Raw genomic sequence first — 26,331 nt, forward strand, 5'->3', positions numbered from 1 at the left:
ATTATGAATTATGAATGATGAATTATGAAGGGTGAAATTAATGCATACAGATAATCCATCTGTGTGCATCGGTGTTCGATTTTTATAACCCGATTGAAATTTAAAAGCTTATGATTACCAGTAAATACCGTCGTCTCATAATCTTACTGATTTCAGCCCTATTTGGACTACTTTCCAGCTTAAGCCTGCCAGCTTGGTCGAATTCCCAATCAAATCAAGCGCTACAACTTGCACAGCAAGGTCAAAAAAGTTACAACGCCGGTAACTTTGATCAAGCAATCCAGCTTTGGCAAGCAGCTGCTAAAGCTTATCAGCAAATGGGTGATAAAGAAGGGATGACAAAGAGCTTAATCAATCAATCCCAAGCTTTGCAAGAATTAGGATTATATCCCAAAGCTTGTAAAACTCTACTCCAAGTATTTGCTGTTAATAACCCCACATGTAACCCAGCCCAAATAGACAAATTCCTCACAACTATTTCCCAACAACGAAATTCCCTTTCACTTACCCAAGCTACTGGTTTACGTAGTCTTGGTGAAGTTCTCCGTAAACAAGGGTTAATAGAAGCATCCCAAAAAGTTTTGCAATTAAGTTTAACAGTACTGGAGAAATCACCTCAGTCTGGTGCTGTGTTGTTAAGTTTGGGTAACACCGAACGGACTTTAGGCAATCAAATCCGCGATCGCTGGGATTATGAACAGATCACAGCAATTATTGATCAAAAGTCTCAGGACGCTGCTTTAGCACCATTACGGCAAGCTTTCCAATACTACAAACAAGCAGCCACAACATCAGCACCAGCAATCGTCAAAATTCAAGCCCAACTCAATCACTACAAGCTTCTACTGGAAAATCAAAGTTGGTGGCGAGAACAAACCAATCGACGTATTGCTTCTTGGTCGAGATTTGGTGAATCTAAGTTAATCGCACGCGCCAAAGATTTTTTGTCTGGCTTGGAACTAAAGCTGAGTCAGGATGTGCAAACTTTGCAAAGTCAAATTGAATCATCTTTAGTTAAAGTTCCTCCATCCCGTGCAACTATTTACGCTCAGATTCACTTTGCTGATATTCTGCTCAAAAATGAACAAGCAAATAAAGCTAAACCTGTTCTGGATACAGCACTGCAACAAGCACGTACTTTAAAAGACCAGCGTGCAGAAACTTATGTATTAGGCTATCTGGGGAAATTTTATGACCAACAAAGCAACTTAAGTGAGGCGATCGCACTCACTCAGCAAGCCTTGCTGTTATCGCAATCACAAAATTCTACAGGTGATAGTCGCGAAATTACGTACCTTTGGCAATCTCAATTAGGCAGGTTATTGCGAGAAAAGGGAGAAAACAAAGGAGCGATCGCAGCTTACACCGCAGCTTATAATACTCTCCAATCCCTGCGTAGCGATTTAAATGCCAACAATCGAGATGTGCAGTTTAATTTTGTTCAAGAGGTTAAACCTGTTTATTTGGAACTAGCAGATTTATTACTAAAATCAAAACTGAGTGAACGTGAACTTAATTCTCTAGTAGTTGCAAATCCAAATATTAACCAAGCAAAATATGAGCAAAACCAGCCAAAAAATCGCTTAGAATTTGCCCGCCGGGTGATAGAGTCTTGGCAATTAGCAGAACTTGATAACTTCTTTCAAGACCCCTGTTCTCAGGAAACAGATGTGGCAGTTCAGATTGATGATATCGACTCCCAAGCAGCCGTTATCTATCCGATTATTTTTAAAGACCGCTTAGAAATTATTCTTTCTTTACCAGGAAAAACTTTACAGCAAGCTACCATTCCTATCAGTGAAGAAAAAATTAATAACGCCCTTGATCAACTTTATGACTACTTAGATAATGTCACCATTAATAACTCTGCTCGCAACATTCTAGCCACTGCTAACCCAGATCCTGAAGAATTAAAAGAAAATATCCAAGCAATTTTACCAATATTAGGACAGCTTTATAACTGGTTAATTCAACCCATTGAAACACAGTTAAATGCGAATCAAATTAAAAATTTAGTCTTTGTGTTAAATGGCAGATTGCAAAGAGTGCCAATGGCAGCCCTCTATAACAATCAACAATATCTACTTGAGAAATATGGGATTGCTCTGGTTCCCAGTTTACAACTAATTGACACCAAATTACTCAAGCGACAAAATCTTAAAGTTTTAGCTGCTGGAGTGAGCAAACAAATTCAAATCCAAGGAGAAATTTTCCCGGCACTGGTAAATGTACCAAAAGAATTAGATGAAATCAAACAAGCTTTTCCAGCTTCTCAAAAACTTCTCAATCAAGAATTTACCGCTACAACAATTCAAAATGAACTCAAATCTAATTTTCCTGTTGTTCACCTCGCAACTCACGGGTTATTTAGTTCTAATCCTGAAAGGAATTTTATTATTACCGGAGATGGTAAAAGTATCAGTATTAATGAGTTGAGTACTTTATTAAAAGAACAAGAGAACAATTTAGAATTACTGGTGTTAAGTGCTTGTGAAACTGCCACTGGTGATGAAAGAGCTATGTTAGGTTTAGCAGGAACAGCTGTTCGTTCGGGCGCACGCAGTACTCTTGCTACTCTCTGGCCTGTGAGTGATGCTTCCACCGCTCAACTCATGGGTGAATTTTATCAAGAGTTGAAAAAACCAGGAGTGCAAAAATTAAGTGCTTTGAGAACAGCCCAATTATCACAACTTGAGTCTATTCGCAGTCAACCTTTATTCAAGCAATTGAAGTCTTTACCACCTCATCCTTATTTTTGGGCTTCTTACGTTTTGGTGGGAAATTGGCAATAAAGCTTAGTTAAGATCAAGATTCAGAACTAAAGCCCTGACTACCAAAATGAAGTGCAATCGCGCTTGGTGATAATATTTCACACACGATTTATTCTTTGGTAGATGATGAATATCAAATTAGCCAGTTTAGGAATGGCGATCGCATTCAATCCTCAACCTTTCCTTGGTTAAATCTGACTGCGGAGCAAATTTTTCAAGCTGGATTAGGAATCTGAATAAGATTTCTTTTCCCGTGAACCAGGAGACTGAGGGGGGTTCATTAGACTTTTGCAAAATGAAAATTTAACTCCTCCTACACCCCTACACCCATTTTTATGACAGATTTCATATAAAAACGAACACTGTCTTGAAAAGCTTTGATCGGAGGAAACCTCCACACCCTGACGGGAAGCCACTTCGTGTCTACAAACTTTTCGCAGATGAACACAGATGCACACCGATTAAGCTGCACTTAATCCAAATGAAAAGCGCTATAAAATCATCCCTGTTGCCTATTGCCTATTTTCAAAAATTCAATTCACCTTCAAACTACCTACTGTTTCCTGTAATTTTTGGGAAATTCTCGCTGTTTTTTGTATATACTCAGAAACTTGTACAGATGATTCACTAGTTGATTTTGAAGTATTAGCAACTTGTTTCATCAATTCGCTGACTGTTTGCGATGTCTGGACTCCGTAGACTGTGGCGGTGGAAATTGACTGTACTAAAGCATCTATTTGCCGTGAAACATCTAAGATTTGATTCAAATTATGTTTGGCATTTTCAACTATCTGTGTTCCCTTAGCAACGTGAGTCACTCCTTCTTGCATGGCTTCTACTACTTCGTTCGTTTCCTGTTGGATATTTTCAACAATTTCTGCTATTTCTTTGGTTGCTTGTGCTGAACGCGCTGCTAGTTCGCTAACTTCTTCGGCTACCACTAGAAAACCTTGACTTTCTTCACCCATGCGCGCTGCTTCAATACCTGCATTGATAGCTAATAAGTTGGTTTGCATGGAAATCTCATTAATTAATGCCACGACACGCGATATTTCTTGGGTAGATTGCCCCAAATGCTTAACTTTCTTAGCTGTTTTGCCCACGATTTCCCGCAAATTCAAGATGTTTTCCACTGTTGTATCCATCGCTTTTCCTGTTGTGGTAGCGGTGTTAGCGGCGGTATTGACAACTTGTGCAGCTTGCTGGGCGCTAGACGCTACTGCTTGCATCGCCACAGTCATTTGAGCGACAGCATCTAAAATGCGGCTAATTTCGGTAGTTTGTGTCAGTGCTTGTTGTGTCAGATGGCGGATTGTTGTTTGATTGCTACCAATCACCTCATCTAATTGCATGATTGAAACTTTTATTTTGATGATAATATCCCGTAAACTTTCAATAATAGAGTTAAAAAAGTCGGCAACTGTGCCTATTTCGCCTTCATTCACATCAACACGTATCGTCAAGTCACCTCGAACTACGCCTTCAACATCTTCAAGTAATTCTAAAATTTGCTTTTGTAGAGCGTGTTTATGTTGCTGTTCTTCCCAAGAAGATATTTGTGCGGTTTGATGACTTTGTTCGATTTGTTGAATTAGTTCTGCCTGTTCTAGAGCATAACCAATTTGAATAGCAACTTGTTTAAATAAATTAATTTCTCGATCTTGCCAATGGCGTTTATGGGAACACTGATGAGCTACCAAAAGACCATATAGTTTTCTATTAATAAAAACAGGTGTGAGTAGATATGCTTTGACTGCTTGGGATTCTAGTTGTTGGAGGTATGATTGACTGAAATTGTTTTCGTATATATCATCGACTATTTTCACAGAACCTATTTCTAACTCATCAGAATACTCTTCTCCAAAATAGGGAATAGCAATATTTTCTTCTAAAACTTTCGACCAAGAATCAGCAACTGATTCAGCAATGATATTACCTTGCCAATGTCCATTTAAACTATAAAAAAGTACGCGATCGCTTTGCAGGAAATCTCGTAGCTCTGATACTGCGGTATTGAGAATTTTTTCACTACTGAGTACCCTTCGTATATGGGTAGTGATTTGCTGGAGTTGCTGTGTGAATTTTGTATCGTTTTCTTGATTACGCAATTCTTCTGTGATAATATCTACCATTTGATTGAAACTAGCAGCTAGTTGACCAATTTCATCATTAGCGAAAACTTGAGCACGGATATGGCGATCGCCTGCGGTAAATTTTTGAGTGGTTTGCTGCAAATCGTAAACTGGTTTGGTGATGGAATGTCTCAAGATTAATGCCCAAATACCAATTAAAACGAAAGTTACAAAAACTAATACCGTTTGTAGTAACCAACTTTGTGTTAATAAGTTATTCAGAGATGCCTCAGAAGTTCCCCGTACTAAAATAGCTAGTGGTTGTGTATTATCAACAACTTTAGCCCTATCACCTTCTCCAACAATTGTATTAGGTAAAGCCTTAGCTGCCATAATATAGGTTTTATTACCCAAAACCATATGTTTAGTGACGATTGTTCCTGTATTAATCGCAACTGCTTCAGATAATAAAGATATACTTTCTGGAGGTAATTCTATTTGAGTTTTACTTTGATGCAAATTATTTGATTCTTCTTGTAGTTGGGAACCTACAAGGCTAAATTCTCCATGGGATTTATGTAGATAAATCCCATGATAACCTGCTGGAAATGCTTGTAGAGTTTCTTTAGCGATCGCATCTTGTTCATTCATGATATCACCAATCACCAAAGCGCCGATTACTGTTTTTGATTTGGGGTCTTTTACAGGCGTTATCAAATAGCGAATCAAAGCATCTTTTTTACCAAATTTATTTGATATAAGTGGATATTCTCGACTTAATTCTGACCCACTAATCATTCTAGTAGCTTTGATTGATTGAGAATTTTTTAAAACCTCTTTCACTAAATTGCTGAGGTGAAAATCTTCTCCTCGACGATTAGCGTTAGCATTAGCAATAATCTTCAAATCTTTACCAACTAAAGTTGCATACTCTACATTGAGAACCTGAGTTTTGTTTTTCAAAATTTGTTTAATTACTGTTTGCAATTTTTGATCTAAGCTTTCACCAGAATTATATAAATTAAGTGCTGTAATTATAGCTACATTTTCTGATTGGCTGCGTAAGCCAGAACTCATTTGATTAAATTTGACATGATAATTCAAATCACTAACTGCTAACTCTGATTTAGTTTGTTCAATTAATTGAGTCTGCAAACTTTGATTAATAAATAATTTTGTACCAAAAGCTATACCTAAAACCGAAACAAGTTCACAGCTAATTAAAGCAATTAAATGTTTACGATTAAGAGTCAGATTAAAAAACCATTTAAATAAATATTTATAGTTTTGCAGAGAGTTAGTAATATTTAATTTGCTTGATTTTGAAACTCTAGAACTATCAATCATTAGCTGAGATGGAGATAGAGGAAATGATGAATTGGGATTTTTACTTTTGTTAGTAGTATTAAATGGATAACTCATAAGTAATTTTCTGGATTATTAATTCAAATCAATAATTAGTAGACACATTTAAATATAAAACTTTTAGATGGACTCCCCTGTTTGCTTACAGTATGGCTGTCTATTTTGCTTTCTACTGATCAACTTTAGAGAATAATCCAGATAAAAGCCTTGTGTACTTAGATACTAGTAACGCTTAGCTTTGAGTATAATTTATATCATTTTTTAGATTTTAGGCAATAGACAAAAACCCCATAAAATACTCTGTTTGCAGAATATTCTTGAGGTTATTACTGGTAGTAAAGCAGACACAATATTATAACAATATGTTGTAAATATTAATTAGGGCGATATTATACAAATTCTAGTTTGAGGGTAATACCAATTCGCCAAAAGAATGCGACAGATAGGCCATCTTGTAGAGACGCGATTCATCGCGTCTTTATCCAAAGGATGTGTTGCAATCATTAATTGAATTGGTATAATTGTGTGCCAAAGAATAGAAAACATTGGAATTATTGTTGTAGGAGCCACAATCAGCGGGTGATTGAAGTGCAAAACAAGATCCCCAACTTTTGAGAAAAGTTGGGGATCTCGGCGATGTAATTGTTTATAACTCAAATAGAATGGCGATATCGAGGAAAACAACTCCTCCAGTCCCCTCCCCTTGGTGAAGGAGGGTGAGGGTGGTAAAACCAGGATTTATAAGCTATTTCAGACTTGTGTGTACACTGTAACCCGAAACGGGGGAATACAAGGGGGGTTTTGAGAATTGATGCAAGAGGTCTAGTGTAAAAATGTAGATTTTAAAGTTTCTTCTATCTATTCAGCCAGTTGTAAGGCGAAATTATATTTACTCGCACTAACTGAACTTAGTTTTTATTTGCTCCTGCCAAAGGAAAAATAATTTCTTCCAGTGTTCTCAATAACTCTTGCTCATTGTAAGGTTTTGAGAAGTAAGCCCTCGCACCTAATTGCATTGCTAGCTGTCGATGCTTGTCGCTACTACGAGAAGTGAGCATGGCAACTGGTATATTTTTAAATTCATTGTTTGATTTGACCCGACCTAAAAACCCATAGCCATCAATACGTGGCATTTCAATATCACAAATTACAGCCTGAACTTTTAAGCCACTTTGCAATTTTTCTAAAGCATCTTGACCGTCTTTGGCTTGTTCTACTAAATATCCTCCTTTTTCCAAAGTTAAAGCCAAAAAGCGCCGGACATTAATTGAATCATCAACAATTAAGATTGTTCCTTTCTGGTCTTTTGATAATTCTAGAGTTTTTTCCTCAGACGGAGTGAGGAACACAGTCTTTAACCTTGCTGATGGTAGTTGATTAGTTCTGGGTGTACGATCATTAGCAGCAATCCAATACAGCAATTCGTTGACATTGACTAATGCCACGACTCGACCATCACCAAGAATTGTACAGTTGCTAAAGCCAGCAGGTAGAGGAATATTTCCTTCGACACGGCGGATAGCAACTTCTTGTTCGCCCCAGCAACGGTCGATTTGGATAGCGATTGGTTGATTGTTACCTTCAATAATTAATACGCTAGCAGCGTTAATTGCTGGAGGTGTTTCTAGGTTCGGGTTGTCATAGCGATAGCAATTAAATTCTAAGTAGCGACTGAGGCGAATCAACGGTAGCATGGTTCCTTGCCAGTTGATGACTTCACTACCTGCCATTGGGAAAACATGTTCATTTTGCAGAAGGAATATTTCTGAGACTGCATCTGTGGGAAATGCCAATAGCATACGATTACTTTCTACTAGCAACACACGAGCTACAGAAAGAGTAAATGGCACTAATAAAGTAAAAGTAGTTCCCACCCCAGGCACAGTATCGACCTTGACATCGCCCCGTACATGTTTAAGATTACTGCGAACTACATCCATACCCACACCCCGGCCAGATAAAGTTGTAACTTGCTCGCTAGTACTAAATCCTGGCTCAAAGATCAGGGAAAGTAGTTCTTCATCGGTGGCTTGGGCTAATAGAGTTGCATCTAAACCCATAGTTAAGGCACGGGCGCGAATTTTGTCTAGGGAAATGCCCCGCCCATCATCTTTAATGGTAATGATGGTGCGATTACCTTGATGAGTGGCTTTAATTTCGATGGTTCCTTGTTCTGGTTTACCAGAGGCGCGCCGTGTGGCAGCATCTTCTATGCCGTGATCAAAGGCATTTCGCATTAGGTGCATTAATGGCTCATTTAAAGCCTCGAGGATACTGCGTTCAATTAGGGTGCTAGCACCTTCTATTTTTAACTGTACATTTTTGCCAAACTCCACGGATAAGTCGCGCAATGCTCGGGGAAAGCGATCGACAATATCGGATAGAGGGCGCATCCTTACTTGGGTGAGCTTTCTCTGTAACTGCTTGGAGGTTTTGTTGAGCTTCCTAGCGATTTGATCGGTATCATCGACACTGAGTTGGATGTCAGCAGTGACTTCTTGCACCTGCACGATTGTTTCCATTACTTCTTGCGACAGCAGGTTTAAGTCGTTGTAACGATCCATTTCTAAAGCATCAAACTTGCTTTCTATGTCTTGTGTCTGGTAAGCATAGTCAAATGTAAGCTGATCGCCACTTCCCCCTAGTAATGGCAAAGATGATATTTCTGCTGAGATCACAGCTTGAGTAGCAATTCTGTCATAGGCTGTGCGTAGTTCTTGATTTTCTCTTTCCAGACTTTGAACGCGCTGACTCAGATTGCGAATTAATTTACGTAGTCTTTCTAGCTGTAAGTTTAGACCGTTGCGTTGGATGATTAATTCTCCGAACAAGTCGTTTATTTGCTCTAGCTGCTTGCTAGGGACTCGGACAGTATTTTCTTGAGTTTCGCGCTCTTTGTTGGCTGCGATCGCTTCCCGTTTGGGTTCAACAAATTTGTAATCTGTTACGGGAATTTCCCTGGCATTAATCGGAGTAGGCTCACCTAGCTCATCAGCAACAGAGTTGCTTTCGTCAGCAAAGGCTGCTTCTAAGGCTTCAAAGTCTGCGGCGATGATTTCTTCATCCAGCCAAGTTTCTGCGGTAATTTCTGCTTGCAGAATCTCATCCTCTTCTGCTGTGCTTGCTGTTTGTTGAAACTGTGGAGTTAATTCTTGTGTTGTAGATGGCTGGGTTGATAGTTGGATGAAAGTTTGTTCTAGATCAAGCTCTGTTGGTAAGCTATCTAGTTGATTTGTCAATACTAAGGCTTGCGATCGCCGCCATGCTGTTAAGGAGGCGCGGGCAATTTCTTCAATTTCGTCTGCTTGTGCAGTATCTAGGTGGTGGGCTATTGATTCACACAACTGAGTAAAAGCTTCTAGCTGGAGCATTTCGCCCAAGCCACCCAACTCTGCTGCCATGATGGCAACTTCTTCTTTCAGGCAAGGTTGTTGATGATCTGCCAAGACAGATTCTAAGCGTTGCAAGCATCCTTCTACCTCGGTTTCAAAGAGTAAGGGTATAATATTTTGCCCGTCATCTTCCGGTGAGAGGATGGTTGAAGCGTCTTCTGGGGTCGGCTCGCCCAAAATCTGATGCAGTTCGTCAAAAACAGGGTAACAAAAAGTACTTAACCACTGCTCGTCTACGGTATTTCCTTCTGAATGCAATTCGACTATCTGCCGCAGCCAATCAACTCCAGATAATAATAAACTTTGCAGTTCAGTATCAATTTCTAAAGAATTTTTTCGAGTTTTTAATACTTTAAAAGAATCTTCTAAACGGTGCGCGAGATCCGAAAGAGAGCGAAACCCCATCATCCCTGCACCACCTTTGATGGAATGGGCAGCTCGGAGGGCAGCATTGATCTTGTCTGGAGCTATGCGGTGATTTGTCTCAATTTCTAATAATATTCCCTCCAGTGTATTCAGATAATCTGTTGCTTCCTCCAGAAACTGCATCTGAATTTCTAATTCTTTGTCCTGTGACATAGTTGTTGTCCTTGGTCATCCGATTTTAGATTTTGGATTTTGGATTTTGGATTGACCCCACGGATAAATCCGCTTTTTTCTAATCTGCTTGGAATTATCGCTTAATAGTCAATAGTCATCGATCATTTGTCATTTGTCATTTGTCATGGGCAAATAACCACGGACAAATAACTAATGACAAAATTAATTGACCTTGAACGTACCCACAGTTTCTTGTAACTTTTGAGAAATCTTCACAGTCTGTTGCAGAGATTCAGAAACTTGTAAGGAAGAGTCACTGGTGCGTTTGGAAATGATCGCGATTTGTTTCATCAATTCGCTAACTATTTGTGATGTTTCAACTCCAGAAGCTGTGGTGGTAGAAATTGATTGTACTAGGGCGTCAATTTGGCGTGAAACTTCCAAAATTTGACTGAGACTGCCTTTTGCTTCTTCAACAATGCGCGTACCTTCCACTACCTGAGCTGTTCCTACTTCCATCGCTTGCACTACTTCGCTAGTTTCCCGTTGGATGTTCTCAACGATTTGTTCAATTTCTTTAGTTGCGGCTGCCGATCGCGCTGCGAGTTCTCCTACTTCTTCAGCAACGACGGCAAATCCTTGTCCTTCTTCACCTGCTCTTGCTGCTTCAATACCAGCGTTGATTGCCAGTAAGTTGGTTTGCATGGAAATCTGGTTAATCAATGCCACGACGCGGGAAATCTGTTGGGTAGATTCTCCTAAACGCTTGACTTTTTTGGCGGTTTCGCCCACAGTTTCTCGGAGGTGGAGAATATTTTGCACTGTCATATCCATTGCTTGACTACTTTTAGCGGCAGTAGTTGAAGCATTTTGAGCAACGATCGCAGCTTGTTGAGCGCTGTCTGCTACTGCTTGAATAGATGCTGTCATTTGATCAACTGCATTCAAGGTGTGGTCAATCTCAGCAGCCTGGGCCAAAGCTTCTTCTGCAAGTTGGTGAATTGCGCCGGAGTTGGTGCCAATTGCCTGGTTTACTTGGCTAGCAGCAACTTTAACTTGGGTGACGATATCCCGCAAGCTTTCAACGATGGAGTTGAAAAAGTCAGCAACAGTGCCTATTTCACCAGCAGTGACATCAGCACGTACTGTCAAGTCACCACTAGCTGCACCTTCAACATTGCTGAGTAGTTCCAACAGCTGCATTTGCAAAGCTTCTTTTTGTTGGCGTTCATCTATGGTAGATTTTTCGGCAATTACCTTGGCGCTTTCTAGTTCTTGTAGCAACTTGGCTTGCTCTAGTGCGTAACCGACTTGGGTTGCGATCTGTTTAAATAAATCAATTTCTGTTTGTTGCCAAATTCGCGGACTGTCGCAATGATGAGCAATCAATAAAGCCACTAGTTCTTCTTGATGAACAATTGGTGCGATCAAATTCGCTTTGACTGCAAATCTTTCCAGCATTTTGATATAGCAGTCAGGGTTACTCAAATTGGGGTCTTGATAAATATTTGTAATTGCCCGCACTCGACCATCTTTGTAAGCATTGACATGACGTTCTCGAAAACAAGGATCATCTATTTGTACTCCTAACATTTTCGGGAAACTACTACTCACTGCCTCAGCAACGACATTCCCATCCCACGTATCGGTATGAAATTTATAAACTATTACCCTATCTGTTTTCAGTGCTTGCCGGACTTCTCTAACTGTTGTTTTGTAAATGTCGTTTTCTTGAAGGCTTCTGCGTAACCGTAAAGTAATATCTGTAAGCAATTTGGCTCGCTCTGCATCTTGCTCTTGTTCTTTGAGTGAAGCTTCTAGTTGTGCTGCCATTTGGTTAATGTTGGCAACTAAAACTCCGAGTTCGTCTTCTCCTTGGAAATACAGACGGGTGTTGAGTTCGCCCCGTCCCAGTTTTTCTACTGTTGCTGTTGCTTCCAAAATTGGTTCTGTGGCTCGTTTGGCTATCCAAGCAGCGATCGCTGCGACGATGATTGCTGTTAACCCTGTACCGATGGCAAAAGTCAGTAATAATTCTTGTTGAGCTGCAAATGCTGTGGATGTATTAGTTGCGAGCAGTATTTCCCATTGCAAATCTGGCAAACCTTTAAGTGGTTTCACAGGTACGTAGCTCAACAATTGCCAGCGATCACCGTGAACTGGATCTAATCCGACGACAGTCTGCTCTCTAAATTTTTGTAGCGATTTGTATACATCTGGGTAATCTTTTTTGATGTTGCTATTTACGTGGTCTGGTTCTGAGGCTATGAAAATGTTTCCAGAGTTATCAAGAAAGAGATACTCTTCTACTGTTCTTGTATAACTTCTTGCCAAATCTTCTAATGGTTCTACAGGCATACGTACTCTGGCTATAGCAATTGTATTGCCTGTGCCATTCTCTTTCACAGGTGCGGCAATAAAAATACTATTTTTCTTTGTAGTTGGTGATACTTCTGGTTGACTGATATAGGGGCGATCGCTTTGCTGTACTGCCTTAAAAAAGTCACGATTTTTGACATTCGCAATTGAGTCTGCCTGCGATTTCAAAATCAATTCACCCTTTAAATCATAGACAGCAATGCTTTCATAAATTCTGCTTCCATCTACAGTTTTGGTCTCTATGATTCTGTCCAGGATTGCTTGTTTATCTTGAGGGGAAGTGTTCGCTCGAATTTGGGGATCTACGAGCATTGGCAGATTGGATATAAACTGAATATCTCCATACCGCTCAACCATAAAACGGTTGACTTTGTCTGCCAAGTCTTCAGCTTGAGATTGCTGCAACTGGGAAGCTTTATTTTGAACAGAGTTCTTGGTAATTTGATAGGCTAATACTCCGATCCCCAATACTGGTAGTGTACCAATAGCGATCGCCAGTACTGTTGCTTTTGTAGCCAAACTCAACCGCTTAAAACTAGCAAAAACACGATTCAAGGGAGAAATTTTTTCTGTTTGCTCGTTATTGGGCAAATTCGGAAGTTGTACTACACTATCCGTAAGTTTTTGAGAAGGAAGCATTGATTTTCGATTTTCAAGATCACTAGTCTTAGTCGCGTCCGTTTTATTAAACATAAAATAGTTTCCCAGAATAGGTGGAGAATAACCCTAAAAACAGGGTCGTTATAGTAGTACACCCTAGTTACCATGCAAAATAGAAGATTGGACTATAGCCTGTGCATCTAATACCAGCAATACTTCCTTCTGTTGCACAACGCACCCACGCAGATACGGAACTAAACTAGAGGCGACTTGTCCAACAGGAGAGCGAATTTCATCAGGCATAAATTTAGTTGTACCTTTGATCTCTTGTACAACTAAGCCAAGAAGCAGTGATTCTACTCGAATAATAATAATGTTGAACTGGTGGAATCTATGGTCTAAAGATTCTAAATTGAACATCCTTGGCAGATCAACTACCCAAACTATGTGACTCCGCCAATTCATCAACCCAAGTATGCAGGAGGGCATGTTTGGCATAGAGGTGATACTTTCCACAGGTACAACAATTGCCTCTTGTGTATACCTCATTGGTAAAACTGCTGGGGCTAGTTTATTGAGTTGAAACCTGAGATAGCCGTCTCCCAGATTCTGATCAGTTGGTTTTGCAGCCAGTGTAATTTTTGAATTATTCATTTGATTCAAATCGCCACTGATTTAATTGCACGCAAAAGCTGTTCGCGGGTGTAAGGTTTGGTTAAATAAGCATCTGCGCCTTGCCTCATTGCCCACAATCTATCTATTTCTTGATTTTTGGAACTGCAAATAACAATTGGCACTTTTTGAGTAACAGGATTTTTTTTGAGAGAACGGCATAACTCAAATCCACTCATTCCTGGCATCACGACATCTGTGACAATTACATCTGGTTGTTGTGAAATAGCTTGTTCTAATGCTTCTTTTGCACCACTTGTCTTAATAACGTTGTAGCCACTTTCTCTGAGGTAATGGCTCATTAGTTCCAATTCACTGGGAGAATCCTCCACAATCAAAATAGTCCCAAGCAAAGTTAGACTCACTCCTATATCTCCTAAACTGTCTTTCGATTTTAGATTTTAGATTTCGGATTTTGGATTGATTTTACAAATAAAGAATTATCAGTCAAATTTTTACTAGATTCTTTGTGATGTCACAAAATTAATCAAGGTGTTTAAACACCATTTTTAATAGGTCTGATTGTGTAAATGGCTTAGTTAAATAGCCCGATGACCTTACCATTTTTGCCTTGGCTCTGTCTATAAATCCTGTTCTGCCAGTCACCATGATTATAGGTGTATTTTTAAAAGCTGAATGCCTACGCAACAAAGAACATAGTTCGTAGCCATCTAAATTTGGCATTTCCACATCTAGTAAAATTAGATCAGGTTTGCTACGAAGAATTTGCATTAAAGCTTTCACCGGATCGTTAATCATTACAACTGAAAAGGTATTTTCATCCAAAAAATTCCTGATGGAATTTAAAACTGTTTGACTATCATCAATACAAGCTACTGTGTATAAACTCCTGTTAGCAGGCTGTAAGGGAATCTGGCTATGCAGGATACTATCTGAAGTTTCCAAATTATGATTGTCTTTTGTTGGTTGTTGCTCAGGCTGAGCTTGAGGTTGCACCCTCCTTTGAGATGGTGTTTTCAGCAAACTTTGGGAACTTTCTTCGGTATTAACTGTTGAATATTGCTCTTGCTTATTTCGTAACTGCTTTTGACAGTGTTCTACTAATAATCGTAAATCTAATCGGCAAAACTTTGGTAGTTCATCTAAAGGAGTTTCACGATAAAACTCATAGCTACCTTGTTTTAATATCAAGAATGACTCCAGCACTTCTTTGGCTAATTCATCTATCAAAATAGCTGCTTGCGGAGGAGTAATGTAGTCTTGATTTACCAGCCAGCAAATAGCTTGATAATCTGCGTGTGGCATCGATTGATTGTCGTTCTTGGTGTCAAACATTAACCGCATTTGCACACGATTTGCACCTAATAAATTCGGAATTTGTTGGCTTAAACGTCGCAATTGATGATCCAACCGCTCAAACAATTTGTCGGCAGAGGAGGCGTAGGTCAGTTTTCCTTCTTCTAAATAAATGGTCCAAGAGTTTGTATCAGTATATACTCGCAAGCAACCCGTAGCACGTCTACTAGTTAACTGTGCTAATAGAGACAGGGGATGTAGTTTCTGAAAAAATCTGTAGCTACTTATAGGACTTGTGCTCATTTTGATTCTACTTGTTGCTCAATTAGATGGGTCTAAGCTATATTTATCAGAGGGTTTGGACAATAGAATTGCATAAAACTTAATTTCCTGTATTAAAAAACACAGATATAGTCGGTTGTGTTTGTAACTAAATTTAAAGTAAGTAACTTGATATTTTGGTAATAAAATCACCATCAAGTTATAAGTAAGAGTTATTTTACTTACTTATACTGAGATTAACAAACATTCTCCGGCAAAAAGCAAAAAAAATGTGAAGACTAGATTAAACGATTTACCCTTAAGTAAATATTATGTAATTGATACTGTCACATTAGTGACCGAAATTACAAACTCAGACTTGCTCTTTTCAGTGCTGTGACTCAAGCATCATTCCCTCAGTAAATTTGATTTAATTTAAGTGAATATACTTAGCTGGTCAAATTTTAACAATATTTTTTAGCCTACAGTAGATCCTATTTTTAGTGATTTTTACAATGAATTAGTTAGTTTAGGTTATATATTAGTATTATCATTTACAGGGATTAAAGTATTATTTAATACAATTTGTTAAAAAGCTTAAGTTTCTAGTAAAATGCGATCGCCTAAATTATTTTTGCGCCACTAAAGACATCTATCACTCTCTTGGTAGAAATAAGAGAGATAGTTGTGTGTATTCAATGTAACTATATCTTAAAGTAATCCACTGGGTTCCTAGTAGTTCACCAAATTGATTTTGATAGGTCGGCCAGATCCCCGACTTTTTTAAAAAAGTCGGGGATCTGACGCCTCGCAAGCTGTCAAAACTTGTGTGGTGGAGTACTAGCTCGACTTTATGTCAATCAAAAAATGCAAGGTGTTTTATTTGGCAAAAGTTTTAACCAGTGACTGATGATGACATCTAAAAGGAATAAAGGTTTTAACTTTTGTATCGTATTTTCGCCAAATGGAGAAAGCCGAGCTAGGAAATTTTCAGCTTGTTTAAGCCCTGAAGTGATGGGCGCGAATTTTTACTTTTTTAAGGCTGCTGCTTCTTCTGGGGCCTGAGCAACTAATCGATTTCTACTAAAGAAAAAGTAGAGAGTTGCTAAAACCATAACAGTTACAACGCCCCAAATACCAACTTGGTAAGTAGGTACAGATAAACAGGCTATTAAAGCAAAAAGAGCCAGAGTAGTCCCAATAGCCGCTCCTGGAATACCTAATGGACTTGCGTAGGCTCTTTTGAGTTCAGCACGACTAAACTTGAGCTTGATGTAACTGAGCATGACCAGAATATAAGATATCAATGCTGCAAAAACAGCCATATTCAAAATCAATGCATCCACTTGCTCACTGCCTATGTCAACAAGCATTACACAGATAAGTCCCACTGCGGTTCCTAGAATTAATGCTCTGTAAGGTGTCTTGTTCTTGCCAGTCACAGAAAACTGACGTGGTAAATATCCGGCACGAGAAAGGGAAAAGATTATACGCCCATAGCCGTAAATTTGAGTTGGTAAGCTAGCTCCCAAACCAAGAGTGAGTGCGATCGCTGTGATGAAATTACTAGTAGCACCCTTACCAAAGTAAGCGTCTAACCCTGCTGACAACGGCACACTTGATTGGCCAATTGCAAAAGCACCACCCCCTACACCAGAGTTTAGTACCAAGGTTAAAACTGAAAGAACAATCAAGGTAAACATTGCTGACATTAGTCCTCTGGGCATATTCTTAGATACGTCCAGAGTTTCTTCGCTTGCTAATGGTAGTATTTCTATGGCTAAGTAGAACCAGATGGCATACGGGATCGCTGCAAAAACACCTTGCCAACCTTTAGGTAGCCAAGTTGCAGATTGTCCATAATCGGCAGAAACATTGAAGAGCAGTTCCAGCTTAAAAAAATCCGCTGCCAGCATACTTACATAAAATATGCCCAGAACCATAATTGCTATCAGAGTCAGCCAAAAACTCACGTACAGGCTCAGTTCCATACTCTGAATGCAAATTGCCACAAAAATAGCGTAGAGAATTAGCCAAATAAAGTAACTTGGTAGGGGGAACAAATTGGTAATCAAAGGCTTGAGGTAATTACTCATGCTATAGACAAGCGCAGCAGTAGCAAATACATATTCAATAGCAACGGCTACACCGCAAATATAACCCCAAAAAGGGCCAAAGGCATTACGAGTGAAAGAGTACAAACCACCTGCGTGGGGTAGCGCTACTGACAATTCTGCCAGACTATAAACCATGCATATATACATGATCGCCATTAGAAAAGTGGCAATAGTTAAACCCCAAAAACCACCCGCTATTAGTCCATAGTTCCAACCATAGAAGTCACCTGAGATGACAGCACCTACAAAGCTGGAATACCTCTGGCAATAGCTGTTTTCACCAATTTTTCCGCAACCCATTTACTTTGGGCATAACCATCAGAAAGCCCTTTTGCATCAGCAAGATCATCTGTCAAATTGCTAGAGTCGAGATTCCCAGTGTCTGCGATCGCCCCAGCAAGTCCAGCTATTGTTGGAACCTGAAACAAAGATAGTAAAGGCAATTTTAACTGGAATTCTGTGCCAATTTGGGACAGCAGTTGGGTGTAAAGCAGAGAATTTCCTCCCAGTTCAAAAAAGTCATCATACACACCCACTTGCTCAATGTCCAAAATACGTATCCATATCTGAGCTAATTTTTCTTCCAGTGGAGTGCGAGGAGTAACAAACTCTGTGCTTATATCGGGTCTTTTTTGTTGAGAAATAGCTGGTAGCGCCCGACGATCTACCTTGCCATTCGGTGTTAAAGGTAGAGCTGCAATTGCCACAAAAGCAGTAGGAACCATGTATTCTGGTAGCTGCTTGTTTAAAAAAGTGCGTAGTTGCAAAATGTCTATGCTTTCACACTGTAATTGTTCTATCCCGTATTCTGGGACTATGTAGGCAACTAAACGTTTATGCCCAGGAACATCTTCTCGAACAACTACCACAGCTTCTCTCACAAGAGGATGTTGGCATAAATTAGCCTCAATTTCTCCTAATTCAATGCGAAAACCACGAATTTTGACTTGATGGTCAATCCTGCCAATGTACTCGATACTGCCATCATTTAGGTAACGTGCTAGATCTCCGGTGCGATATAAACGAGCTTCTGGCTCATCGCTAAAGGGATCAGGAATAAATTTTGTTTGTGTGAGTTCCGCCCGATTCAAATAACCTCGTGCTAAACCCGCTCCACCTATAAGTAACTCTCCTGGTTCACCTGCTGGGACTAACTTGATTGAACCGCTTTGAAAATTCTGATGGGGTTCTGCGAGATATATTTGCGTATTTGCGATCGCCTTACCAATAGGAACAGGATTTTCCCCAGCCTCTACCTGATGTACTGCTGACCAAACAGTAGTCTCTGTGGGACCGTACATATTCCACACAGAGGCACTTCTTTTGAGGAGCTGATTAGCTAAATCACGGGACATAGCCTCGCCACCGCAGAGAATTTTTAATTTGGGATTACCTTCCCAGCCTGCGGCTAAGAGCATTCGCCAAGTTGCCGGTGTGGCTTGCATAACTGTTGCATCAGATTGCTGCAAAACCTGCAATAATCTTTCGGCATTTGAGGCGACTTCTTTACTTACCAGTACGATGCAAGCACCAACTATTAGTGGTAAGTAGAGTTCCAATACAGCAATATCAAAACAGATGGTGGTAACAGCAACTAAGGTATCTTCATGGCTGAGTCCAGGAATTTGCCTCATAGATTTGAGGAAATTCACGACTCCTCGATGAAGAATTTGCACTCCTTTTGGTTTACCTGTTGAACCAGATGTATAAATGGTGTAGGCCAAGTTGTTGGGAGTAACTTGGCTAGTTGGGTTATCTTGACTGTACTGAGCAATTCTCTCCCAATCAGTATCCAAGCAAACTACCTGAGCTTGATGCGCTGGCAAATGTTCTAGCTGACTTTGTTCTGTAAGCAGCACCGACAATTGAGAATCTGCTAGCATAAACGCCAAGCGCTCTTGGGGATAGGCGGGATCGAGAGGTACATACGCTGCACCAGCTTTGAGGATGGCTAGCAGTCCAATCAGTAATAAGGGCGATCGCTTCATGCAAATTCCAACCAACATCTCAGGTTTCACTTGCAAGCTTTGCAAATAATGAGCTAATTGATTGGCTTTGCAGTTGAGTTCGTCATATGTGATTTGTTGTTCCACTCTATGACAAGTTTGGCTCTGCGCGTCTGCAAAAATAACAGCAATGCGACCTGGTGAGCTTTTTGCTTGCAACTCGATTAACTGATGAACGCATTGACTGTTCAGGTTGTCTGCTTGAGCGCGATCGTACTTTCCACGCAACTGTTGTAATTGTGTTGGCATTGGAAATCACCTAATATATTTACTTTTTGCAATCAAAGTTTTTTGCTCTAGCCAGCAAAGAGAAAAAGTTTAATAGAGGCTAATTTCGTAAATTCAGGAGTATTCAAGTTGTACGAAATTAGCATCGAAGTTTTTCTGACTCAAGGCTTGTTCTTGGGAACATAAACTGAATAACAACATTGATTACGAATAGTTTGGCTAGTTTCTCAAGGTTTCATGACTGTAAAATTGACATAGCAAATTTTTCAGTTTTCATCTTCTTAAAATTTTGATAGAACTAAATGGTTGTATAAATAATTAACTAGATATGCAACTTAACTAGCAACAAGTTTGCAAGTACAAGCTTATTGAAGACTCAGAAAAACTTATTTAAAAGAAAATTAATAATATCAATCAAAAAGTATTGAGAACTACTAGTCAAGACAAAATCAACTGCTCCAGTAACTCAAGTGTTGCTAAGTACCTATTTTCGTAGCGGAGATAGGTAGGTAAATATTTAAATGTAGAGCATGAATATTTGCAAAATTTCTGTTTAAACGGAATACACACATCACAAATTAACCCTGATTTTCCTGCTGCAAAAATATTAAAGTAGTTCTATATATTATCAAAAGGGTGATTTTACTTAAAGTTAATGTAAATTTTATTGTGTATTTGAGTATACTATTAATACCAATTCAAAAATAATTTTATGAAATAGATAGCTTATAAAGCTTGTATATCAAGTTTTTTCACAATTGAATATCTAAAAGTCTTAAATGGTATAAAAACTGAATACTTTACTTTTAGTAAAACAACTTAACTCGAATTGATCAGTAATATTTTTTACTATATTAATAGCAATTATATTTAACTTATGAAAATTTGTAGGGCGGCATTACTCACCATACAACTATAAAATCATTTATTTTCACAAGTAATTTATCAATTTCATAATATGGTTATATAGCTACTAATGCAAATTAGGAGTTTAGTTTCACCATAGCTACAGTAATAACTAAATTCAGGTACTTAAAGAATAAGTTTTCCTCAAAATCGGTATGCCTTTAATCGTAAGTGTTGCATCTATTTACACCTAAAGCCACATCAGCCAGTAATTCATCTGCGAGATCAAGAAGCTTGGCTATGCGTTCATCACTGAGTTGGTAATATACAAAGCGCCCTTGCTGTTGACGAATAACCAAATCACAACAGCGCAAGCATCCAAGGTGATTCGATACATTAGACTGGCTGAGTCCCGTAGCCTCAACAATTTCGTTAACAGTCAGTGGTCCAGAACGCAATGCATTCAGGATAGACATACGCGAGTGGTCAGAAAATCCCCGAAACAGTTTGACTTTTAGATCACTTACTTGAGTTCTAGTCATTTTAGTTTTAGCAATCATTAAAATGTCCCAAAAAGCTTTATTATTAGTACATATCAGTGATAACTGATATTTAATTGTGATTGAGCAAAGTATAGTGCGATCGCGCTATTTGCCAATTATTTAATGATCTCATGAAAAAAAGGAGAAGCTAAAGCTATGGCAACTGTAAGCCAAGTAAAATGTGCCTGTGGTTCTTGCCTATGTGTCGTTTCCATTGAGGATGCCATTATGAAAGATGGCAAACCTTACTGCTGTGAAGCTTGTGCAAATAGCCATCAAAGCGGTGAAGTCTGTACTCAGTGTCAATCTGTTTGTGGCTGTGCATCATAAAGTAGACCTCCTGCACGCATAGTTGAAAAACCCCTCTTAGTCTCAGGAAGTAAGCTAAAGCGTGTCTACAATAGACTTTTATGTAGAAGTCGGGTAAAGGTGCAGGGGGAAAAGTCAAAGGGATTGTTTGTTCCTTCCCCGCCTATTACAAAAGTAACTTTAGCAAGATATTTGATAGAGGAAGACTAAATAAATTTGACTTCCTCACTTACTAAAGGCAAGGATTAGTGCGGGGTTTCTGAATATGCATGTAAGAATACCCATGTGATTGAATTACTATCAACAATGATGAAAATAGACCTTTCCTACACTTCTATGATATTCCAAACAATATTTTTTATATGGATATAAATTTTACAAATAAGTATGTAAATAATACTTATTTGGATAAAATGAATGCTGTCTAAGTTCTTTAAAATTTATTGTTCGTATCAATCAGTTGTCTTATAGTAATAGTAATAATTAGCAGACTCTATTGCTGAACTGTTTTTGCAAAGCCAAGATTGCCGATAATTCCTGCGAAGTCGGGGATATTGTCTCTGAGTTAAGTTATCCAAAATTTTATAGACTGCTTGAAAACAAAGTATTAAAAATAACACTATTTAACCAAAAAATCTGCGAGGTTAAATTTTTTGTTTTGTCAAAAATTATTTTAAATTGAGTCGGTTTTATGAGAATATTCATATTGAGTGAAATACAAAATTTTAGCCAATTTTGTAAATCATTTAATAAACAAAAATAAAGGAGTAGCACTTGTGCGTAGCAGAAGAATGCAGATGTTGATGGATAAGGCTGCGATCGCACTTTCCACCACTTGTGCAATCCATTGTCTATTTTTGCCGATTTTGCTGGTTGCGCTTCCTGCACTGGCAACTACTTCTGTTGGTAGCGAAAGTTTTCACCGACTTCTGCTGTGGTTTGCCTTTCCCGTCAGCGTGTTGGCTTTAACACAAGGATGTCGTCGCCACAAGGATCGAATAGTACTTACAGCTGGTGTCTTAGGATTGGTGCTTCTGACCACAACTGCGATTGCTGGTCACAGCCTTCTCAGCGAAGAGGGTGAACGTGTTGCTACGGTGTTAGGAGCAACAGCACTAGCATTTGGACATATCCGTAACTATAGGTTATGCAATAAAAATAAATGCAATGTCTAATTATAAGCTACATCTGAACAAGATTCTGGTGAGCAGTTATTTAAAGATGAGCTAGGATTGGGATACCCTAGCTCTAGAATTCTTTACTAACTTCACTGACAGCTTTGTTTAGCTTTGTTGTTTTCCCACAGATGAGGCTACAGAATAATGTTGCACTCTTATTGATTATTTATAAAGTGCGGATGAAAGGACTTGAACCTTCACGCCTTACGGCACTAGAACCTAAATCTAGCGCGTCTGCCAATTCCGCCACATCCGCATCAGCTTCTTATCATAGCATAAAAGTTGTCTATAGCAATACTTTTTCAGGATGAGGGACTACTAGTATTTCACCACATTGATTTTGATAGGTTGGCCAGATCCCCGACTTTTTAAAAAAGTCGGGGATCTAACCCCTCGCAACTCCTCAAAACTTATGTGGTCGAGTACTAGTGTTTTACCAAATTAATTTTGATGGACTGGGAGATCCCCGATTCCGGCAATAACCCAAGTAGATGAACTAGAAACTTTTGTATGGCTACTGTTTGCCATGATCATCGCGACTTTCAGCCAGGGGATTGTTAAAATTCTGATAACTTCAATCACTACCTACGCAGAAAGCCTAAAAAAGCAATCGCCATGTCTCAGTACTCTCAATTAGAAAAAGCGCTGAAATATCACTTCGGTTACGAGAATTTTCGCCCTGGACAACGAGAAATTATCGAAAACGCGCTTTCTAATCGGGATTTATTGATTATTATGCCCACTGGAGGCGGTAAGTCGCTGTGCTTTCAACTACCGGCACTGATTAAAAAAGGTGTGACAGTAGTAGTATCACCATTAATTGCCTTGATGCAAGATCAAGTGGAAGCACTACGAAAAAACGGTGTAGCAGCCACATTCCTTAATAGCAGTCTGAACTCTTACCAAACGCGATCGCGTGAACAATACATTCTCCAAGGTAAAGTTAAATTACTCTACGTTGCACCAGAACGCCTAATCAGTGATAGATTTCTACCATTTCTAGATTTAATTCATCATCAAGTTGGTATTTCTGCGTTTGCTATTGATGAAGCGCACTGCGTGTCTGAGTGGGGACACGACTTTCGCCCAGAATATCGCCAGCTAATCTTACTGCGAAAACGTTACACCGACGTTCCAACTTGGGCATTTACAGCTACCGCTACTGATCGTGTCCGTAATGATATTATTCAACAATTGGGATTAAAAGACCCCAGCATCCACATCGCCAGCTTCAACCGCCAAAATCTTTACTACGAAGTTCGTCCAAAAAAAAAGAATGCTTACGCTGAACTTTTAGAACTAATCCGCGATTCTGAAGGTTCAGGAATTGTTTACTGTTTAACTCGCAAAAAAGTTGACGAAATCACCTTTAAACTCCAACATGATAAAATATCTGCCCTACCCTATCATGCTGGTTTAACAGACGAAGAACGGACTCAAAATCAAACTCGCTTTATTCGTGATGATGTGCGAGTTATGGTAGCCACAATCGCCTTTGGTATGGGTATCAATAAACCAGATGTGCGATTTGTGATTCACTTTGATATACCTCGTAACTTAGAAAGTTACTATCAAGAATCAGGTAGGGCAGGTAGAGATGGAGAAGCTTCACGTTGTACACTTTTTTTCAGCTACGCTGATGTCAAAATCATCGAATTTCTCATCAATCAAAAAAGCGAAGCACAAGAACAGTTAATAGCCAAACAACAATTGCGACAGATGATAGATTACGCCGAAGGTACAGACTGTCGCCGCACAATTCAACTCAGTTATTTTGGCGAACGTTTTCTGGGGAATTGTGATAATTGTGATAACTGTCGCTATCCTAAACCAGTGCAAGATTGGACACTGGAAGCAATGAAATTTTTATCTTGTGTCGCCCGTTGCAAAGAAAAATTTGGCATGGGCCATATTATAGATGTTCTACGGGGAGCAAAAACTCAAAAAATTGCCCAATACGAACACGAAAAACTATCCACCTACGGTATCGGTAAAGATAAAAGTGTGGAAGAATGGCGGATGCTGGGACGTTCCTTGTTACATCAAGGTTTACTAGAACAAAGCACTGATGGTTACGCCGTTTTAAAACTTAACGCCCTGAGTTGGGAAGTTATGCGGCGACAGCGTACCGTTTCTATTCCTGTCACCGTCACCCAAAAGCTGACTTGGAATGAGGATAACGCTAAAACTGTAGAAGCAGAAATGCTATTGCAGAGGTTGCGATCGCTACGCAAACAACTTGCAGATGAACAATCTGTTCCACCTTATGTCATCTTCGCCGATTCTACTCTTAAATTAATGGCTCAAGTTAAACCCCAAACCAAGGACGCATTTAGCCAACTTTCCGGGGTAGGTAGCCATAAACTCAGTCAATACGGCGATAAATTTATCGCCGAAATCCGCGCCTATTGCCAAGAACATAATTCTCAAGAACAAAAACTCAATCCTACATCTTCTCTCACTTCAGTTTCTGCAACAGCATTGCAAACTTTGCTGTTATATCAACAAGGTCTAAGCGTTTCAGAAATAGCTGAAAAACGCAACCTACGTCCAACAACAATTTTTAGTCACCTCTGCGATTTAATTGAGAAAAATCAACCTATAGACATAAATCACTTAGTACCACCAGAAAAGCAGCAAAAAATTTTACAAGTATTAGAAATTCTTGGAGATATTGCCCTTACCCCCATTAAAGAATATCTTGGCGATACTTATAGCTTTGAAGAGATTCGTTTAGTTAGAAGTCAGTGGCGCAAAAAGAGTCATAAAAACTAGCCCAATAGAGATAATTAACCACAAAGATACAAATTGGGGTCGGTAATTGGTAATAGGAAAAACCTCTGCCCCTAATCCCCACCAGGGGAATCCGAGTTCCCCAATGACTTAGCGTCATCTCGTAAGCAATTAGCCGGACTTGGGATAATTTGGTAGTTCAATATCTATACCAAGACTCTGCACACTCTGCGTTTATCTGAAGTTAATTACAAAGAACTCGCCACTTCTGTGTGAATCTCCTGTGTCCTTGTAACCGTTGGCGATGATGCAGTAGGTTTGTTCTTTACTGCTAAAACCATAGATAAAACTTTGGGGAAGACAAGACAAATCACAGTACTAATCAAAGTCAGGAATAAACCATCTATCAAACCCATAGAGAATCCCCCCTTTTTTTATCTGTATCTATGTACTCTATTTTGAAACTAAATTTCTAAAATTGATAGAGCAGATAGTTTAGAATTTCTTCTAGTTTGTATAAGCTCTTTTTAATTTTAAGTTTTGTTTAGATACTGTCTCTATCTAGGGGGATTGTAAAAGCCAATAAAATAGTGTAAATTTGAAGCGGCCGTTGTTTTTAGTATTTCACGAACTTCAAAAAAAAGCAACATTTAAAGTTTAATAGGCAAACCCTTTCAAGGTGGATAAAAATTTTAGTCAAAAAAATAGTCAAAAATCTCTCTTTAACTTCTTACCTCTGTTTTCTCTGTTCCTCTGCGGTTAATTTAATTACTTTTAAACCACTCCAGACGCAGAGGTCGCACCAGAGAAAAAAGAGATTTTTCGAGTCACCTTGAAAGGTCTGGTTTAATAGTTTAAAGGTGCGTAATTCGTTAATGATAAGTATCTAAGTAAACATAATATAACTACCTGTTCAGGTATAGATTCATCTCGATGATTACTATAGATTTTAAATAATTCGTTTTTAAAATAACAACCAACAAGTTTTATTATTTTAGTGAGTTTAGTAAGAATTATATGCCCCTGAAATATTTACTAAAAATTATCTATTTTGATACTCAAG

Annotated in this window: 13 protein-coding genes, 1 tRNA gene and 1 pseudogene; 5 read left to right on the forward strand and 10 right to left on the reverse strand. The window is 39.0% G+C overall.

Annotated features, from left to right (window positions below; genetic code table 11):
* Positions 1–110 precede the first annotated feature (110 nt).
* Both UYI_RS39270 and UYI_RS37165 read left to right on the forward strand, forming a co-directional pair.
* Positions 111–2,792 carry a CHAT domain-containing protein gene (locus UYI_RS39270; RefSeq protein WP_016869306.1) on the forward strand — a complete coding sequence of 894 codons (2,682 nt, stop codon included), beginning with the start codon at positions 111–113 and terminating at the stop codon, positions 2,790–2,792.
* Between the two features lie 83 nt (positions 2,793–2,875).
* Positions 2,876–3,007: pseudogene (locus UYI_RS37165) on the forward strand (Uma2 family endonuclease); the annotation flags it as partial.
* A 297-nt stretch (positions 3,008–3,304) separates the two neighbouring features.
* On the opposite strand, the gene UYI_RS0124455 reads toward UYI_RS37165, so the two are convergent.
* The 9 genes from UYI_RS0124455 to UYI_RS0124495 form a co-directional block, all read right to left on the reverse strand.
* Positions 3,305–6,265 carry a methyl-accepting chemotaxis protein gene (locus UYI_RS0124455; RefSeq protein ID WP_016869308.1) on the reverse strand — a complete coding sequence of 987 codons (2,961 nt, stop codon included), beginning with the start codon at positions 6,263–6,265 and terminating at the stop codon, positions 3,305–3,307.
* Positions 6,266–7,116: 851 nt separating this feature from the next.
* Positions 7,117–10,179: a response regulator gene (locus tag UYI_RS0124460; protein WP_016869309.1), complete on the reverse strand. Its 3,063-nt coding sequence runs from the start codon at positions 10,177–10,179 to the stop codon at positions 7,117–7,119.
* 183 nt (positions 10,180–10,362) lie between these two features.
* Positions 10,363–13,212 carry a methyl-accepting chemotaxis protein gene (locus tag UYI_RS0124465; protein ID WP_016869310.1) on the reverse strand — a complete coding sequence of 950 codons (2,850 nt, stop codon included), beginning with the start codon at positions 13,210–13,212 and terminating at the stop codon, positions 10,363–10,365.
* 63 nt (positions 13,213–13,275) lie between these two features.
* Positions 13,276–13,773 (reverse strand): chemotaxis protein CheW, encoded by a 498-nt coding sequence (locus UYI_RS0124470; RefSeq protein WP_016869311.1) that lies wholly within the window; start codon positions 13,771–13,773, stop codon positions 13,276–13,278.
* A 5-nt stretch (positions 13,774–13,778) separates the two neighbouring features.
* Complete coding sequence (locus UYI_RS0124475; RefSeq protein ID WP_016869312.1) at positions 13,779–14,156, reverse strand: response regulator; 378 nt, start codon at positions 14,154–14,156, stop codon at positions 13,779–13,781.
* Positions 14,157–14,274: 118 nt separating this feature from the next.
* Entirely contained in the window at positions 14,275–15,351 is a 1,077-nt protein-coding gene (locus UYI_RS0124480; protein WP_016869313.1) for a response regulator, read from the reverse strand.
* A 986-nt stretch (positions 15,352–16,337) separates the two neighbouring features.
* The gene (locus UYI_RS33335) at positions 16,338–17,726 is read right to left on the reverse strand and encodes an amino acid permease (RefSeq protein ID WP_016869314.1); all 1,389 of its coding nucleotides are present in this window, start codon (positions 17,724–17,726) and stop codon (positions 16,338–16,340) included.
* A complete protein-coding gene (locus tag UYI_RS33340) occupies positions 17,669–19,681 on the reverse strand; it encodes a non-ribosomal peptide synthetase (RefSeq protein WP_016869315.1) in 2,013 nt (670 codons plus the stop codon). Before UYI_RS33340 ends, UYI_RS33335 begins: the two co-directional genes overlap by 58 nt.
* Positions 19,682–20,727: 1,046 nt before the next feature.
* Entirely contained in the window at positions 20,728–21,066 is a 339-nt protein-coding gene (locus UYI_RS0124495) for an ArsR/SmtB family transcription factor (RefSeq protein ID WP_016869316.1), read from the reverse strand.
* Positions 21,067–21,204: 138 nt separating this feature from the next.
* On the opposite strand from UYI_RS0124495, the gene UYI_RS35240 reads away from it, so the two are divergent.
* Positions 21,205–21,378, forward strand: coding sequence for a metallothionein (locus UYI_RS35240; protein WP_071524799.1), 174 nt, complete (start codon positions 21,205–21,207; stop codon positions 21,376–21,378).
* A 755-nt stretch (positions 21,379–22,133) separates the two neighbouring features.
* The gene (locus UYI_RS0124505) at positions 22,134–22,532 is read left to right on the forward strand and encodes a MerC domain-containing protein (protein ID WP_258003550.1); all 399 of its coding nucleotides are present in this window, start codon (positions 22,134–22,136) and stop codon (positions 22,530–22,532) included.
* A gap of 177 nt (positions 22,533–22,709) precedes the next feature.
* Here UYI_RS0124505 and UYI_RS0124510 read toward each other — a convergent pair.
* Positions 22,710–22,791 (reverse strand) — tRNA-Leu (locus UYI_RS0124510).
* A gap of 359 nt (positions 22,792–23,150) precedes the next feature.
* On the opposite strand from UYI_RS0124510, the gene recQ reads away from it, so the two are divergent.
* The gene (gene recQ, locus UYI_RS0124515) at positions 23,151–25,310 is read left to right on the forward strand and encodes a DNA helicase RecQ (RefSeq protein ID WP_016869318.1); all 2,160 of its coding nucleotides are present in this window, start codon (positions 23,151–23,153) and stop codon (positions 25,308–25,310) included.
* Positions 25,311–26,331: the final 1,021 nt, after the last annotated feature.

The organism is Fischerella muscicola PCC 7414, assembly GCF_000317205.1.
GTDB classification, from domain to species: Bacteria; Cyanobacteriota; Cyanobacteriia; order Cyanobacteriales; family Nostocaceae; genus Fischerella; species Fischerella muscicola.

Excerpts from the sequence above, each read along its gene's own strand:
- UYI_RS0124480 (WP_016869313.1), bottom strand. The coding sequence starts at position 15,351 with ATGAGCACAAGTCCTATAAGTAGCTACAGATTTTTTCAGAAACTACAT.
- recQ (WP_016869318.1), top strand. The coding sequence starts at position 23,151 with ATGTCTCAGTACTCTCAATTAGAAAAAGCGCTGAAATATCACTTCGGT.
- UYI_RS0124465 (WP_016869310.1), bottom strand. The coding sequence starts at position 13,212 with ATGTTTAATAAAACGGACGCGACTAAGACTAGTGATCTTGAAAATCGA.
- UYI_RS33335 (WP_016869314.1), bottom strand. The coding sequence starts at position 17,726 with ATGGGTTGCGGAAAAATTGGTGAAAACAGCTATTGCCAGAGGTATTCC.
- UYI_RS0124460 (WP_016869309.1), bottom strand. The coding sequence starts at position 10,179 with ATGTCACAGGACAAAGAATTAGAAATTCAGATGCAGTTTCTGGAGGAA.
- UYI_RS0124455 (WP_016869308.1), bottom strand. The coding sequence starts at position 6,265 with ATGAGTTATCCATTTAATACTACTAACAAAAGTAAAAATCCCAATTCA.
- UYI_RS39270 (WP_016869306.1), top strand. The coding sequence starts at position 111 with ATGATTACCAGTAAATACCGTCGTCTCATAATCTTACTGATTTCAGCC.
- UYI_RS0124495 (WP_016869316.1), bottom strand. The coding sequence starts at position 21,066 with ATGATTGCTAAAACTAAAATGACTAGAACTCAAGTAAGTGATCTAAAA.
- UYI_RS0124470 (WP_016869311.1), bottom strand. The coding sequence starts at position 13,773 with ATGAATAATTCAAAAATTACACTGGCTGCAAAACCAACTGATCAGAAT.
- UYI_RS35240 (WP_071524799.1), top strand. The coding sequence starts at position 21,205 with ATGGCAACTGTAAGCCAAGTAAAATGTGCCTGTGGTTCTTGCCTATGT.
- UYI_RS33340 (WP_016869315.1), bottom strand. The coding sequence starts at position 19,681 with ATGCCAACACAATTACAACAGTTGCGTGGAAAGTACGATCGCGCTCAA.